General features: G+C 21.7%; 14 protein-coding genes and 1 tRNA gene. 6 read left to right on the top strand and 9 right to left on the bottom strand.

Annotated features, from left to right (window positions below; all coding sequences use genetic code 11):
* Positions 1 to 23 precede the first annotated feature (23 nt).
* On the bottom strand, positions 24 to 869 hold the full coding sequence (gene ftsY / locus BUCICURV3402_RS00075; protein WP_269471969.1) for a signal recognition particle-docking protein FtsY: 846 nt from the start codon (positions 867 to 869) through the stop codon (positions 24 to 26).
* A 270-nt stretch (positions 870 to 1,139) separates the two neighbouring features.
* On the opposite strand from ftsY, the gene rsmD reads away from it, so the two are divergent.
* The gene (rsmD, locus tag BUCICURV3402_RS00070) at positions 1,140 to 1,709 is read left to right on the top strand and encodes a 16S rRNA (guanine(966)-N(2))-methyltransferase RsmD (protein ID WP_154029084.1); all 570 of its coding nucleotides are present in this window, start codon (positions 1,140 to 1,142) and stop codon (positions 1,707 to 1,709) included.
* 281 nt (positions 1,710 to 1,990) lie between these two features.
* On the top strand, positions 1,991 to 2,731 hold the full coding sequence (gene dnaC / locus BUCICURV3402_RS00065) for a DNA replication protein DnaC (RefSeq protein WP_154029083.1): 741 nt from the start codon (positions 1,991 to 1,993) through the stop codon (positions 2,729 to 2,731).
* 22 nt (positions 2,732 to 2,753) lie between these two features.
* On the opposite strand, the gene efp is transcribed toward dnaC, so the two are convergent.
* From efp to BUCICURV3402_RS00050, 3 genes are all read right to left on the bottom strand, one after another.
* The gene (gene efp, locus BUCICURV3402_RS00060) at positions 2,754 to 3,323 is read right to left on the bottom strand and encodes an elongation factor P (RefSeq protein WP_172598542.1); all 570 of its coding nucleotides are present in this window, start codon (positions 3,321 to 3,323) and stop codon (positions 2,754 to 2,756) included.
* Positions 3,324 to 3,468: 145 nt separating this feature from the next.
* The gene (gene groL / locus BUCICURV3402_RS00055) at positions 3,469 to 5,118 is read right to left on the bottom strand and encodes a chaperonin GroEL (protein WP_154029081.1); all 1,650 of its coding nucleotides are present in this window, start codon (positions 5,116 to 5,118) and stop codon (positions 3,469 to 3,471) included.
* Positions 5,119 to 5,169: 51 nt separating this feature from the next.
* Positions 5,170 to 5,463: a co-chaperone GroES gene (locus tag BUCICURV3402_RS00050; protein WP_154029080.1), complete on the bottom strand. Its 294-nt coding sequence runs from the start codon at positions 5,461 to 5,463 to the stop codon at positions 5,170 to 5,172.
* 216 nt (positions 5,464 to 5,679) lie between these two features.
* Between BUCICURV3402_RS00050 and BUCICURV3402_RS00045 the strand changes: the two genes are divergently transcribed.
* A tRNA-Phe gene (locus BUCICURV3402_RS00045) sits at positions 5,680 to 5,752 on the top strand.
* Between the two features lie 42 nt (positions 5,753 to 5,794).
* Here the strand turns inward: BUCICURV3402_RS00045 and mnmE are convergent.
* The 4 genes from mnmE to rpmH form a co-directional block, all read right to left on the bottom strand.
* Complete coding sequence (mnmE, locus tag BUCICURV3402_RS00040; protein WP_154029079.1) at positions 5,795 to 7,159, bottom strand: tRNA uridine-5-carboxymethylaminomethyl(34) synthesis GTPase MnmE; 1,365 nt, start codon at positions 7,157 to 7,159, stop codon at positions 5,795 to 5,797.
* 86 nt (positions 7,160 to 7,245) lie between these two features.
* Complete coding sequence (gene yidC, locus BUCICURV3402_RS00035; RefSeq protein ID WP_154029078.1) at positions 7,246 to 8,856, bottom strand: membrane protein insertase YidC; 1,611 nt, start codon at positions 8,854 to 8,856, stop codon at positions 7,246 to 7,248.
* A gap of 101 nt (positions 8,857 to 8,957) precedes the next feature.
* Positions 8,958 to 9,299, bottom strand: a complete 342-nt coding sequence (gene rnpA / locus BUCICURV3402_RS00030; protein WP_154029077.1) for a ribonuclease P protein component — start codon at positions 9,297 to 9,299, stop codon at positions 8,958 to 8,960.
* Positions 9,300 to 9,323: 24 nt separating this feature from the next.
* Positions 9,324 to 9,458, bottom strand: a complete 135-nt coding sequence (gene rpmH, locus BUCICURV3402_RS00025; RefSeq protein WP_154029076.1) for a 50S ribosomal protein L34 — start codon at positions 9,456 to 9,458, stop codon at positions 9,324 to 9,326.
* Between the two features lie 560 nt (positions 9,459 to 10,018).
* Here rpmH and dnaA point away from each other — a divergent pair.
* From dnaA to gyrB, 3 genes are all read left to right on the top strand, one after another.
* Positions 10,019 to 11,059 (top strand): chromosomal replication initiator protein DnaA, encoded by a 1,041-nt coding sequence (gene dnaA, locus BUCICURV3402_RS00020; protein ID WP_331865021.1) that lies wholly within the window; start codon positions 10,019 to 10,021, stop codon positions 11,057 to 11,059.
* A 3-nt stretch (positions 11,060 to 11,062) separates the two neighbouring features.
* Entirely contained in the window at positions 11,063 to 12,169 is a 1,107-nt protein-coding gene (gene dnaN, locus BUCICURV3402_RS00015; RefSeq protein WP_154029075.1) for a DNA polymerase III subunit beta, read from the top strand.
* Between the two features lie 149 nt (positions 12,170 to 12,318).
* Positions 12,319 to 14,730 carry a DNA topoisomerase (ATP-hydrolyzing) subunit B gene (gene gyrB, locus BUCICURV3402_RS00010; RefSeq protein WP_154029074.1) on the top strand — a complete coding sequence of 804 codons (2,412 nt, stop codon included), beginning with the start codon at positions 12,319 to 12,321 and terminating at the stop codon, positions 14,728 to 14,730.
* A 123-nt stretch (positions 14,731 to 14,853) separates the two neighbouring features.
* On the opposite strand, the gene mnmG is transcribed toward gyrB, so the two are convergent.
* Positions 14,854 to 16,740, bottom strand: coding sequence for a tRNA uridine-5-carboxymethylaminomethyl(34) synthesis enzyme MnmG (gene mnmG, locus BUCICURV3402_RS00005; protein WP_154029073.1), 1,887 nt, complete (start codon positions 16,738 to 16,740; stop codon positions 14,854 to 14,856).
* Positions 16,741 to 16,777: the final 37 nt, after the last annotated feature.

Below are 16,777 nucleotides of genomic sequence, written 5' to 3'. Positions count from 1 at the left end.
AGATGTTGATAAACATATATTATTTAACAAATATTAAGAAAACTATTAATGAAGTTTTTTCTATTAAATATTTTAAAATCTGTTATTTTTTCTCCTGTACAAATATAACAAACCGGAATCAGTAAATCACTAAAAATAGAAAAAATAACACCACCTTTTGCTGTTCCATCTAATTTTGTTATAATAGATCCAGTAATATTTAAATTAGCAGAAAAAATTTTAGCTTGTTGCACTGAATTTTGACCTATTCCAGCATCTAAAACTAAAAATATTTCATAAAATGAAGTTAAATAAAATTTTTCAATTACTCGATTAATTTTTTGTAATTCCTGAATTAAATGATTTTTATTATGTAAACGACCAGCAGTATCAATAATTAAAATATCTATTTTTTTTTTTATTGCATTTTGAATAGAATCAAATACAACAGAAGCAGGATCAGAACCTAATGACTTTGAAAAAACAGAAATATTATATTTTAAACCTAATTCTATTAATTGATCAATTGCAGCAGATCGAAAAGTATCTCCAGCAGATAAAAGAACAGTTTTTCCTAATTTTTTATAATAATGAGCTAATTTTACAATAGTGGTCGTTTTTCCAACTCCATTAACGCCAACAACTAAAATAACAAATGGCATACTTGAATTAATATTTCTATCTATTTTTTTATTTATTTTTAACATATTTAATAACTGTTTTTTAAATATTTTTATAGCTACTGTTGATTCTGTAATATTCTTTTTTTTAATAGCTATTTTAAACATACTTAATATTTTTTTAGTAGAACTAGTTCCAAAATCAGATAATAATAATAAATTTTCTAACTTTTTAAAAATACGTTTATCTAATTTTTTTTCAGAAAAAATATTTTTTATACTTAAAGTAAAAAAATCTTTTGCTGTTTTTAAAGAATTTTTAAAAAAAGAAAAAAATTGGTTTTTAGATGTAGATTTATCAGAATGAATTAAATTATTTTTCTCTTTATATTTAGATTCAATTAATATTTTTTTTTTAGAAAAAATATTTAATCTAGAAAAAAAATTTTTTTTTTACTACACATACACACCTCATTATTTTATTATAATAAATAAAATAAAATTTAAATTATAATAATTCTATCAAATAGAGTAATAAATATGAAAACAAAAAAACAAAAAAAAATTCGTATTACTGGTGGAATATTTAAAGGAAGAATACTGCATTCTATAAATAAAACTAATATACGACCTACCAGAAACTGTATTAAACAAGTAGTTTTTAACTGGTTACAAAAATATATTAAAAATTCAATATGCTTAGACTGTTTTTCTGGAAGTGGCAGTTTAAGTATAGAATCAATATCTAGGTCAGCTAAATCAGTAACAGCATTAGAAAAAAATTATATTTTAGTAAAAAAAATAAAAGAAACATTAAAAAAATTTTTAATTAATAATATATCTATATTACATGTAAAAACACAAAAATGGTTAAAAAAAAAGGGTCATCCGTTTGATATTATCTATTTAGATCCACCTTTTAATAATAAACTATTATTAAATCAATCTATAAAATATTTAGAAAAATATAATTGGACACAAAAAAACTCAATAATATATATTGAACATACTGACGATAATATATATATACCAGATAATTGGAAATTGATGAAAAAAAAAAAAATCGGTATTGTGTTATTATCATTATTTTATAAAAATAAAAATATCTAAAAAAGTTAATATAAGAAAATACTAAAATTATTTCATAAAATATAAATATATATAATTACAAATTAAAATATATACTAACAATAACGTTTAAAATAAAATATAATATTCTTATATAAGAAAATCTATTTTTACATAAACGACAACAAATTACAATATACAATATATATTTTTATTATTAATTTTTATAAAAATAATAAAAATAAATATATAATATTTTCTCAATTTAACTATTGTATATATTTTTACCTATAAAAATAAATTTAAAGGAAAAAATAATATAAATGAAAAATTTTTTAATCAAATTAAAGAAAATAATGCCTAAATATATACAACCAAAATTTTTTAATGATAAAGAATTATTAATTTGGAATCAAGAACAAGGAAAAAAATATTCTAAGTCTATAATTCAAAAAAATAAAGCTATGAAAATACAAAAAATATTGGGTAGATCAGGAATAAAAGAGTTATATATAAACTGTTCATTTAAAAACTACCATATACAACATGAAGGTCATAAAAAAGTACTTTATGCAGCAAATAAATATGCAAAAAACTTTCAAAATAGTATTGCAAACTTTATTTTTTCAGGTCGATCAGGAACAGGAAAAAATCATTTAGCTGCTGCAATTGGAAATTATTTAATTTCAAATGGAAATAGTGTATTAATTATTAGTATCGCAGATCTTATGTCAAATTTAAAAGGAACATTTAATAAATCTTCTAATAAAGAAATGACAGAAAAAAAATTATTACATAATCTATGTATTTTAGATCTATTAATAATTGATGAAATCGGAATGCAAACAGAATCTCGATATGAAAAAATAATTATTAATCAAATTATAGATAGACGTTCATCATCAAAAAAATCTACAGGAATGTTATCTAATTTAAATTATAAAAGAATGAATGATTTATTAGGAGAGAGAGTTATGGATAGAATGAGATTAGGAAATAGTTTATGGTTAACATTCGAATGGAATAGCTATAGGAAGAATATAAATGGAAATGAAAAATATTAATTATAACTTAAAATGAAATTAATTATTTAATTATACGAGAAACATATTTTCCAATACGGGTATCTATTCGTATTAAATCACCTTTTTTAATAAATAAAGGAACGCGTACAGTAACACCCGTTTCTAATTTTACTAATTTCGTAGATAAATTAACTGTATCACCTTGTATTGCTATATCTGTATTTTTAACTTTTAAATTAATAAAATTATCTATATATACAGCAATAGGAGAACTATTCCATAAAGTTATCTTACAAATAGAAAGATTAGTTAACCACTTTTCACAACCAAATAAAAATTTTTTTAAAACATGAATATGTTCAAAATTTTTTTTATTCATAAATATCCAAACATATCCAGTATTATATAAATATGAGGATTCAATTTCTATAACATCGGTAGAATAAAAAATGTCTGTTGCTTTAAATGTTTTATTTAATATTTTATTGGTTAATAATTCTTTTAATTTAATTCTAACAAACGCCTGACCTTTTCCCGGCTTAATAAACTCACTATGTTGAACTTCATATGGATGATTTTTTATTAAAATTTTTAATCCAGATTTTAAAGAATTACCACTATATGCTGTCATAATATATATCTCAAAATATATTAATAATAAATATAATTAAAATACCCCTTGTTCTCATAATAATAGTTCCTGAGAACAAGAAGATCATTAAAATTTGTAATACTAAATAAATTTTATTTTTCTTTACAAGAAAAATAAAAAAATATTACATCATTCCACCCATACCGCCCATACCACTTCCAGGGGTAGCATTTAAATCAGGTGAAGATTTTTCATCCTTAGGTAAATCTGTTACCATACATTCAGTTGTAATCATTAAACCTGCTACAGAAGCAGCATATTGCAATGCAGAACGAGTAACTTTTGTAGGATCTAAAATACCAAAAGATATCATATCTCCATATTCATCAGTAGCTGCATTATAACCATAATTACCTCTTCCATCTTTTACATTATTTGTCACTACAGACGGTTCTTCACCGGAATTTGCAACAATCTGACGTAAAGGAGCTTCCATTGCACGTAAAGCTACACGTATTCCAACATTTTGATCTTCGTTTTGACCATTAATACGAGAAATTTTTTCTGCTACTCGAACTAAAGCAACACCACCTCCAGGTACTACACCTTCTTCTACTGCTGCTCTTGTTGCATGTAAGGCATCTTCAACACGAGCTTTTTTTTCTTTCATTTCTACTTCTGTTGCAGCACCAACTTTTAATACAGCTACACCACCAGAAAGTTTTGCTAAACGCTCATTCAATTTTTCTTTATCATAATCGGAAGTTGCTTCACTTATTTCTTGTCTAATTTGATTAATACGATTTTTGATAGTATTTTTTTCACCATTACCATCAATTATAGTAGTTGCATCTTTACTAATTACTACACGTTTTGCTTGTCCTAAATCTTCTAAAGAAGATTTTTCTAATTCCATAGCTAATTCTTCTGATATAACAGAACCACCTGTAAGAATAGAAATATCTTGTAACATTGCTTTTCGACGATCTCCAAAACCAGGAGCTTTAACAGCAGAAACTTTAACAATTCCTCTCATAGAATTAACTACTAAAGTTGCTAAAGCTTCACCTTCTAGATCTTCCGAAATAATTAATAAAGGTTTACTAGATTTAGCTACAGCTTCTAAAATAGGTAAAAGTTCACGAATACTAGAAATTTTTTTATCTGCCATTAAAATATAAGGATTATCTAATTCTACTAAACCAGTTTCTGGCTTATTAATAAAATAAGGAGATAAATAGCCTCTATCAAATTGCATACCTTTTACTACTTCTAATTCATTTTGTAATCCAGTACCTTCTTCTACAGTAATTACACCATCATTCCCTACTTTTTCCATAGCCTCAGCTATTAAACTACCTACTTTTTCATCTGCATTTGCAGAAATAGTACCAACTTGTGTAATAGCTTTAGAATCAGAACATGGAACAGATAATTTTTTTAATTCATCAACAGCGCTAATAACTGCCTTATCAATACCTCTTTTTAAATCCATAGGATTCATTCCTGCAGCTACAGCTTTTAAACCTTCATTTACTATAGATTGAGCTAATAAAGTAGCAGTTGTCGTTCCATCTCCAGCTGCATCATTAGCTTTAGACGCAACTTCTTTAACCATTTGAGCGCCCATATTTTCAAATTTATCTTCTAATTCAATTTCTCTAGCTACAGAAACACCGTCTTTAGTAATGCTTGGCGGACCAAATGATTTATCTAAAACAACATTTCTTCCTTTCGGACCTAGTGTTACTTTTACAGCATCTGCTAAAACATTAACTCCACGAAGCATTTTAATTCGAGCTTCATTACCGAATTTTACATCTTTTGCTGCCATTTTAAAATATCTCCTTAAAATTTTAAATTGAAAGTAAATATTATAATACTATTACTCTTCTATAATTGCTAAAATATCACTCTCTGTAAGAATTAATACTTCTTCATTATTAATAGTTTCAGTTTTTGCTCCATAACCTTCATTAAAAATAACAATATCACCTACTTTTACATCTAATTTTTTAATATTTCCGTTATCTAACATACGACCTTTACCTACCGATAAAACTACTCCTCGAGTAGATTTTCCTGCAGCAGAACCAGTTAAAACAATACCACCTGCTGATTTTGATTCTGCTTCATTTCGCTTAACAATAACTCTATCATGCAATGGACGAAGCTTCATATTTATTAATCCCCTTTAATAATTTTAATATTATATTTTTTAAAAAAATAATAAATAATATTTATATTAATGAACTCTTACATTTTAAGAATATATGGACCTTAATAAAGAATTTCAAGGGGTATTTAAATTTTTATTTAATTCTTTGAATAATAAAATTTTTAAAAATAAAAATATTGACAAAAGTAATATTTTAATGTTTAATATTTTTTAAATGCCCGGATAGCTCAGTCGGTAGAGCAGGGGACTGAAAATCCCCGTGTCGGTGGTTCAATTCCGCCTCCGGGCATATTTTTAATAAAAAAATTATTTATTTCTTTATATAACTTTTTTATTTCCCAATACAAAATTCAGAAAATATTTTATTTAGTAAATCATCATTACTAAAATATCCAGTAATTTTTAATAAACAATCCATAGATAAACGAATATTATCTGATAATAATTCAATACATTTATTTTTAAACCAATATTTTTTACCATTAATTAAATATTTTAATGCATTTTCTAATTCTGATAAATGTCTTCTTCTTGCTAAAAAAATACCTTCAGTATTATTTAGTGAACTAGATATTTCATTAATTCTATTTTTTAAAAAATCTAATCCAGTTTTATTTTTAATTGATAAATAAATACATTTGAATTTTTTATAAATAATTTTTAAATACGGTTTTTGATTAATAAGATCTATTTTATTAAAAATAAAAGTAATATTTTGATTGGATTTTAATTTATTAATACTTTTAAGAATTAATTTATTATTAAATAATTGATCATTAGTAATATCTAACATTAAAAATATATGATCGCAGGAATAAATTTTTTTTTTTGCTAATTTTATACCTATTTGTTCAATAATATCTTTACTTTTACGTAATCCAGCGGTATCCATTAATTCGCAGGATATTCCATTTATCCATATATTTTTACAAATTATATCGCGAGTTGTTCCTGGAACATCAGTAACAATCGAAGCTTTTTGATTAGATAAATAATTAAATAAACTAGATTTACCTACATTAGGAGAACCTGAAATAACTATTTTAATACCTTTTTGCAAAACATTACTATAATGTGCAGTATTAATTAATTTTTGAATCAATTTAATAACTTTAATTAAATCTATTTCTATACTTTGAAATAAAAATAGTTCATTCATTTCATCAGGAAAATTAATAATAGCCTCAATTCTAGAATATAATATCTTTAATTGTTCTATAATAAAATGTATTTTTTTTGAAAAACTACCAGACAAAGAACGTAAGGCTGCTTTAATAGAAAGTTCAGATTGTGCGTTAATTAAATCACAAATTGATTCAGATTGTATTAAATCCATTTTTTTATTTAAAAACGCTCTTTCAGAAAATTCTCCCGGACGTGCCATACGAACATTCTTAGTTAATAATATATTTTTTATTAATAAATCTAATAAAAATGGATTTCCGTGACCGTGAAACTCTAATACATCTTCTCCAGTAAAAGATCTAGGAGAATTAAAAAATAAAGCTATTCCATTGTCAAGAATATTCCCATTAACATCTAAAAAAGATACATAATGTGCAAATCGTTCTTGCATTGAAATTCTTAAAAATTTTTTTATTATTTTTAAAACAGAAGATCCTGATATTCTTATAATTCCAACGCTAGACCGACCAAAAGAAGTAGCAGGAGCTACAATAGTTTCATGAAATATCATATACTATTTTTATTCCGTATATAAAAAAATAATTTTATTAAATAAAATTATTTTTTTTATTATTTAAATAATCATTATTAATGATGCTATATATCTTTATCAATAAAATTTATAGATATAAACCATTGTTGAAAAAAAGTAATAAGATTATTTGTAATATAATATATTATTAAACCAGAAGGAAGCCATAAAAAAAAAATAGTACTTAATACCGGAATAAAACACATAATATTTTTTTTTTCAAAAATATCTTTAAAATCTAAATCATTAATCTGGGTAAGGAAAACACTAAAACCCATAAAAAGAGGCAAAATATAATATGAATCATAACTTGATAAATCATAAATCCATAAAAAAAATGGAGAATGTCTTAATTCAATAGAAGATACTAATACATAATAAAATGATAAAAATATTGGAGTTTGTATTATAAAAGAAAAAAAACCATTGATTGGACTAATTTTATTTAATGAATATAAAGATAAAATTTTTCTATTTTGTTTTTTAAAATCATTATGATATTTTTTTTTTATTGTTTGAACTTTTGAATTTAAAGATCTCATTTTTAACATAGATATATACTGTAATTTTGTTAAAGGATACATAATTACCCTAATTAAACATGTAATTACAATAATTGTAATACCCCAATTATGAAATATACTATAAAAAAAAACTAATAACTTAAATAAAGGATAAGAAATTATATTTAATAACCCGTAGTCAATAGTAGATCCTAAATTTTTGGAAATATAAGATAATTTATTTTGAATATTCGGCCCTATCCAAAGACAAGAAGACATTTTATAAACAGAATTAGGATTAATACAATCTTCTGAAGATATAAAACCTATTACTGCAATATTTTTATTAATACAATTAGAATATATCGTATATTTTTTAATAAATTTAGGAATCCAAGCTGTTAAAAAATATTTTTGTAACATTGCTATCCATCCATTACGTGTTATTAAATTTATATTTTTTTTATAAAAAATATCATCAAAACTATGTTTTTGATAATTTTCTTTATCACTAGAAAAAGCAGCGCCTATATAAGATTTTATATTAAAAAAATTATTCAAAAAACTATTTTTTTTCGATAAAGATATTGTTTGTTGTATTTCACCAAATATAGACTGGTATATTGGTTTTTTACTATAATTATGAATTATATATTTTATATCAACAGAGTACGAACCTTTTTTTAAAGATATTATTTTTGTATAAAGAATATTATCAATAGACTTCCAATTCATAAATACTTTAACTTTTTTTTTTCCGGGCTTTAATTTATATAAAACTGATTCTACTGTATATATAGGTTGTTGTCTTTTAAAAAAAAAATTAGAATTATCTCTTTTTAAAAATCCATCAATAATTCTATACATGAATTTTTTTTTGTTTTTTAATAAAACAAATGGAGAATTTATATTTACATGATTTTTATATTTTAAAAGAGTTGCATGTTCAATATTACCACCTAATAAATTAATATCCAAAGATAATACATCATTTTGTATATTAATTAATTGGTTTTTATTTTTATTAAAATTATTACTTAAAATTTGAGATGTAAAATTATTTATTTTTAAATTATTTTGGTTCACAAAAAAATTTAAATGAAAAATATTCCACAAAAAAAAAGAAAAAAAAATACAAAATATTACAAAAAAAATACGTTTAAAATATATCATAAAAAATTTCTCATTATTAAATATTAAAAAATAAAATATAACATATCTATTATATATAAGAATTCATGGTATAATCTATTTAAATAAGTCAAAAAAAAATATTAATTTTTATAAATCCATAATTTTTGTAAAAAATAAAAAACACTTTTATTACTTAATAAATTTATATTTTTCTTTACAATAATAATAAAATCCATTAATAGTAAATTATTTTGAACTAAACGAAAACTTTCCTTAATAAGACGTCGAATCCTATTACGATCATGTGCATATGTGATATTTTTTTTAGAAATTGAAATACCTAATCTTGGAAATTTAAAATGATTTAAACATATAAACATAATAAATTTTTTTGTATAAATTCTTCTTTTTTGAATGTAAACATTTTGAAATTGAATATTAGATAATAAACGTAATTTCTTTTTAAAAGAAAATTGAAGCATATTTTTATATTTTTATAAAAAGTTCTAAACACATAAAACTGAACGTAATTTAGAACGTCGACGTGATAAGATATCTCGTCCGCCTTTAGAAGACATTCGAGCTCGAAAACCATGAGTGCGATTACGCTTAATAATAGATGGTTGAAAAGTACGTTTCATATAAATTTTTCCTTTATAAAATCTAAAAAAATATATAAATAATATTTGATAACATATCAGTTATATATTTTATAATCAATTATTAATTTTTTTAAAAATATAAAATTATTTCTAGTAGATATATTTAAACAATTATTTTTTAAATATAAAAATTTAATATCATTATATTTTTTAAAAAAAATATTATAACAAATAACTTCAAAAAATATACTTTATTTCAAAAAAAAAATATAAGTTTAATTATTTTTTAAAAATTAATTATATAATACTTCTAATTTAGAAAAAATATTTAAGATAATTAAAATCATTACAAACTAAATTTAATACATAAATATTACTATTAAAAGTTATAATAAAAAATATTATTATATAATTTATATACTTCTAATAACTTTGAATTAAAATAGATCTAAAAATAGTATATAAATAATTTTAAAAAATTGCTATACAAATTTTGTAATAAAAAAAACTCTATTTATTATGACGTATCTATTAAATAAAAAATCAAATATATTATTATATAATCAAAATATATATAAAAAAATAGAAAAAAAAAAAAAATAAAAATAAAATTATCTACATATACAGGAATTAATCAAAAATATCAATTTCATAATTTCATTGAAGGTAAATCAAATCAATTAGCTCTTTATGTATCTTATAGATTTACAAATAACTTAAAAAATTTTTATAATCTATTATTTTTATATGGTAAATCGGGTTTAGGAAAAACACATTTACTCCATGCTATTGGAAATAAAATTCTAATAGAAGACTATCGTAAAAAAGTAATTTATGTACATTCAGAAAATTTTATTCAAAATATGATAAATTCTTTAAAAAATAATTCTATTGAAAAATTTAAAAACTATTATCGCTCTATTGATGTATTATTAATAGATGATATTCAATTTTTTTCTAATAAAAAAAGATCTCAAGAAGAATTATTTAATACATTAAATACTTTATTTGAAAAAAGACAAAAAATTGTAATAACAGCAAATTGTTATCCAAGTTATATTAGCGGAATTAATGAATGTTTGAAATCTAGATTTAAATGGGGTTTAACTATATCAATTAATCCTCCTGAATTAAATACCAGAATTAATATTCTATTACATAAAGCTCTTGAAAATAAAATTAATTTAACATATGAAATAGCAAAATTTATTGCAAGAAAATCATATTCCAACGTAAGAGAATTAGAAGGAATTTTAAAAAAAATACATATAGCTTCTTTATTTAATAAAGAAAAAATAACAATTCATTTAGCTAAAAAAATTTTAAATAAATTAATGAAATACAAAAAAAAAAATATAGATATATTATCTATTCAAAAAACAGTCTCTAAATACTTTAATATTACAATATCAGATATGATTTCTAAAAAAAGATCACAATCTATTGTACAATCTAGACAAATTGCAATGACATTAATAAAAAAATTAACAAAATATAGTCTTTCAGATATAGGCATTGCATTTGGAAAAAAAAATCATACTACTGTTCTTTATGCTTGCAAAAAAATCAATCAATTCAAAAAACAAAAAAAACAAATCTACTATGATTTTTTATATTTATTTAATCAACTAAATTCATAAAATATGGAATTCAAAATAAAAAAAAATGATTTTTTAAATTCATTTAAAAAAAATAATAGAATTATAACAAAAAATCCAATATTTCCAATACTAGAAAATATAATCATAAAAATTAATCAAAATATATTACAATTAACTAGTTCTAACCTAGAGATAGAAATAAATACATATATAAATAAAAAATATTTTATTTTCTATAAGTCAGGTTGTATTACAATTTCTGGTAAAAAAATATTAAATATTTGTCGTAATATACCAAATAATAAAGAATTATATTTTCAATTAATTAACAACAAGATGCATATTAAAACATCTAATAGTTTATTTAAACTAAATATAACTCCATATAACAATTTCCCAATATTTCAAAAATTTACTAATTCAAAAAAATTTTTTATTTCACAAACAATATTAAAAGAAATAATTTTATTAACACATTTTTCAATTGCCCGTAATGATATTAGAAATTCTTTAAATGGAATGTTATTTGAATATAAAAATAATTATCTGTATGGTGTAACTACAGATGGACATAGATTATCTATGTATAAAATTAATTTAAATTTAAATACAACTACATTTTCCATAATTATAAATAGAAAAAGTATATTAGAATTATCTAGAATAATGTTATTAAATAAAGATTTAATAAAAATTAAAATTAATAATAATAATATATCTTTTGAAATAAATAAAATATTATTAATAACTAAATTAATAAATAGTGATTTTCCAAATTATAACGATATTATATTAAAAAAATATAAATATTGTATATCAATATCAAAAGAAAAATTAAAAGAATCTTTATTAAAAACATCAATTTTATGTAATACTACCTTCAAAGGTGTTTCTTTAAATTTTTCAAAAAATTTATTAACAATAACATCTAAAAATCAAGAAGATGAAGAATCTTATGATTCATTTTCTATTTACTATATATATGAAGATATCTCATTTTCTATAAATGTATTTTATTTACTTGATGTTATTAATGCATTAAATTCTAAAAAAATTAATATTTTATTTAATAATCCAATTTCTAGTATTCAAATTCAATCAAATTTACAAAAAGAAATAACATATATTATTATGCCTTTAAAATTATAATAACAGCTTTCATATTAAATAAAATTTTTATATTTTTACAAAAATTTTCATAAAAAAATTATTTATATTTATATAAAAATATTTTTAAAAAAAATTATTTAGATATAAATAAAAAACAAAAAAAATATAAATTTAAAATAGGATATTATATGTCAAATTTATATACCTCATCTAATATTAAAATATTAAAAGGATTAGATGCAGTTAGAAAAAGACCGGGTATGTATATTGGAGATACTGATGATGGAACTGGATTACATCATATGGTATTTGAAGTAGTAGATAATTCAATAGATGAAGCTTTAGCTGGATATTGTAACTTAATTAATGTTGTAATATACAAAGATAATTCTGTATCAATAAAAGATAATGGAAGAGGAATACCTGTTGATATTCATCCAGAAGCAGAAATATCTGCAGCGGAAGTAATTATGACTGTTTTACATGCTGGAGGAAAATTTGATGATAATTCATATAAAGTATCAGGCGGTTTACATGGAGTAGGAATATCTGTAGTAAATGCTTTATCAGAAAAACTAAAACTATGTATTTATCGAGAAGGAAAAAAATATCAACAAATATATTTTAATGGAAATCCTCAACAATCTTTATTAAATGTTGGAAAAACAAAAAAAAGAGGTACAAAAATTCGATTTTGGCCAAATAAAAAAATTTTTACTAATCAAAATATTTTTCAATGCGAAATTTTACAAAAAAGACTAGAAGAATTATCTTTTCTAAATTCTAATTTATTAATACAATTAAAAGATTTAAGAAATAAAAAACAATTCAAATATTTTCATAAAGGTGGAATTAAATCTTTCATAAAGAATATAAATCACAATAAAAAACCCATTCATAATAAAATTTTTATTTTTAAAAGAAAAAAAAAAAATATTGAAGTTAATATTGCTATGCAATGGAATTCAACATTTCAAGAAAAAATACTTTGTTTTACAAATAATATACCTCAACAAGATGGAGGTAGTCATTTATCTGGTTTACGTGCAGCTTTAACAAGAACATTAAATTATTTCTCTGATAGAGAAAGATCGAGTAAAAAAAATAAGATTACAATTACTGGTGATGATACAAGAGAAGGTTTAACCGCATTAATTTCAATTAAAATGTTTAATCCTAAATTTTCTTCTCAAACAAAAGAAAAATTAGTGTCTTCTGAAGTAAAATCTGTTGTTGAAACACTATTAAATGAACATTTAATGGATTTTTTATTAGAAAACCCAAAAGATTCAAAAATTATTATTACTAAAATAATACAATCCGCAAGATCTAGAGAAGCAGCAAAAAAAGCAAGAGAAATCACGAGAAAAAAGGGAGCATTAGAAAATACAAGCCTTCCCGGAAAATTATCTGATTGTCAGGAAAAAGATCCTTTATTCTCAGAAATATATTTAGTAGAAGGTGATTCAGCTGGAGGATCTGCGAAACAAGGCAGAAATAGAAGAAATCAAGCAATATTACCACTAAAAGGTAAAATATTAAATATAGAAAAAGCTCGATTTGAAAAAATAATAAATTCACCAGAGTTAATTACATTAATTACTGCTTTAGGTTGTGGTTTTGGAAAAGAAGAATATAACCCTAAAAAATTAAGATACCATTACGTTATAATCATGACTGACGCAGACATAGACGGGTTACATATCAGAACACTATTATTAACATTTTTTTTTCGACAAATGCCTGAAATTATAGAACAAGGACACATATATGTTGCTCAACCACCGTTATATAAAATTAAAAAAGGAAAAAAAGAAAAATATTTAACAAATACAAAATCATTATATAAATATCAATATCAATTAATAAAAAAAAATAGTTATATAAAATATAAAATAAAAAATAAAAAACAAAAAAATAAAAAAAAATTTAAAAAAATTCTATATGAATATAAAAAAATTAATAAAATTTTTCTTTTTTTAAATAAAAAAATTCCATTATTTATTTTTAAAACTATAATTTATATAATTCCATTAAATAATTTAAAAAAAAAGAAAAATGTAAAAAAATGGATAAAAGAATTAATAAAAAATTTACAAAAACAAAAATATTTAAATAAAAAAAATATATATTCTTATCAGATAAAAAATAACCATGATCATTATGAACCAATACTAAATATTAGCGATAAAAATAATTTTTATTCATATCACTTAAAAAATAAATTTTTTTTAAATAAAAAATATAAAAAAATTCTTAATTTTATTAAAAAAATTAATTATATGGTTTCAAATAATGCTTATATTAAATTTAACAAGAAAAAATTTAAATTTAATAATTTAGATAAAATAATTAATTTATTAATTAAAGAAACAAGAAAATTTATTGTTATTCAAAGATATAAAGGATTAGGAGAAATGAATCCTGAACAATTATGGACAACTACAATGAATCCAAAAACAAGAAAAATGTTACAAATTACTATGAATGATGCTAGTACAGCAAATGAAATATTTAGTACATTAATGGGAGATTCTGTAGAACCTAGAAGGAATTTTATCAAAAAAAATGCTTTATATGCAAAAAATATTGACATTTAAATTTTTTAAAAACCATAAAAAAATACTTTATCTATAAAAATATTAATTTCGGCAGGAAATTTATTTAAGAAACCTGCCAAAAATGTATCAATAAATTTTTAAGAAAAAATATAAGAAAATTGATTAATATTTCATTTTTTTAAGAAAAATCAATAATATAGAAATTGCTACAGGAGTAATTCCTGAAATACGAGAAGCTTGTCCTATAGAATTAGGTCGATATTTATTTAATTTAATTATTACTTCATTAGATAAACCTGTAACACAATTATAATCATTAATTAACGATAAACAAGTATTTTCATTACGTATACATTTTTTTACTTCATCTTCCTGACGTTGAATATACCCATAATATTTGCTCTTTGTCTCAATTTCTTCTATTACTGTTTTATCTGTTAAAGTAGAATTATTAGGTATATAACAATTTAAAAAATCCATTAAAATATCATATGATATATTTGATCTTCTTAAAAAATCAAAAGCAGTACATGTTTTTTTTAAACTAATATTAATATTTTTTTTCTTAAAAAAATCATCTATAAATTTAGGCTTAATAATAATATTTTTTAAACGATAATATTCTTTTTCAATAGAAAATTTTTTTTTAGAAAAAATTTTCCAGTGTTTTTGATTAATTAAACCAAAATTATAAGCAATTTCTGTTAAACGTTCATCAGCATTATTTTCTCTTAATAATAATCTATATTCTGCTCTTGAAGTAAACATACGATATGGTTCAGAAGTACCTTTATTACATAAATCATCTATTAAAACACCTATATACGCCTGATTTCTTTTTGGAAACCAAAATTCTTTATTCTGAATTAATAAAGAAGAATTTATACCTGCAATTAAACCTTGTGCAGCAGCTTCTTCATATCCCGTTGTACCATTGATTTGACCGGCTAAAAATAAATTTTTAATAATTTTTGATTCTAGTGTCATATTTAAATCTCTAGGATCAAAATAATCATATTCCACAGCATATCCAGGATAAATAATATGTGTTTTTTCTAATCCTTTAATTGAAAGAATCATTTTTTTTTGAATAGAAAAAGGTAAACTTGTGGAAATACCATTAGGATAAATTATATTGCTATTTATACCTTCAGGTTCTAAAAATATTTGATGACGATTTTTATCTGGAAACCGTACTATCTTATCTTCAATTGAGGGACAATATCGTGGACCCACTCCAGTAATACTTCCATTATATAATGGACCTCTACTTAAATTATTTTTGATAATTTCATGTGTATTTAAATTTGTATATGTTATATAACATGGAACTTGAATAGGATGTTGCGAAACACAACCTAAAAAAGAAAAAACTGGAGTAGGAGTATCACCCCATTGTTTTTCTAAAATATCTAGATTAATAGTTTTTAAACTTAATCTTGGCGGAGTTCCAGTTTTTAAACGTCCAATTCGAAAAGAAAAATTTTTTAAATTTTTTGCTAAAACAGATGAAGCAGAATCATTTCGTCGACCTCCAGATGAAATATTTGAACCTATATACATTTTTCCATTTAAAAAAGTTCCTGTGGTTAATATTACTACAGAACTTTTAAAAGATTCGCCATTACAAGTTAAAACTCCATAAACCTGATTATTTTTAATAATTAAATTAGATACTTCTCTTTCAAGGATAGTCAGATTATCCTGATTGTTTAAAAAATATTGCATTTTTTTTTGATATAAAATTCTATCTGCTTGAGCCCGAGTTGATCGTACGGCTGGCCCTTTTTTAGAATTTAATATTCTAAATTGAATACCAGAATAATCAATTACTCGTGCCATTAAACCCCCCATAGCATCAATTTCTTTTACTAATTGACTTTTTCCTAAACCACCAATAGCAGGATTACATGATAAAACACCGATAGTATTAATATTTTTCGTTAACAATAAAGTTTTCTGACCCATTCTTGAAGAAGCGGACGCTGCTTCTGTACCAGCATGTCCAGCTCCAATTACAATAATATCAAATTTTTCATAAAAAACCATTTTTTTTTCCTAATAAAATATTTTTTATTTATATATA

The organism is Buchnera aphidicola (Cinara curvipes) (genome assembly GCF_900698915.1).
GTDB lineage: Bacteria > Pseudomonadota > Gammaproteobacteria > Enterobacterales > Enterobacteriaceae > Buchnera_F > Buchnera_F aphidicola_AY.
The sequence above is the reverse complement of the archived record's forward strand: the minus strand, read 5'-3'. Positions and strand labels throughout refer to the sequence as shown.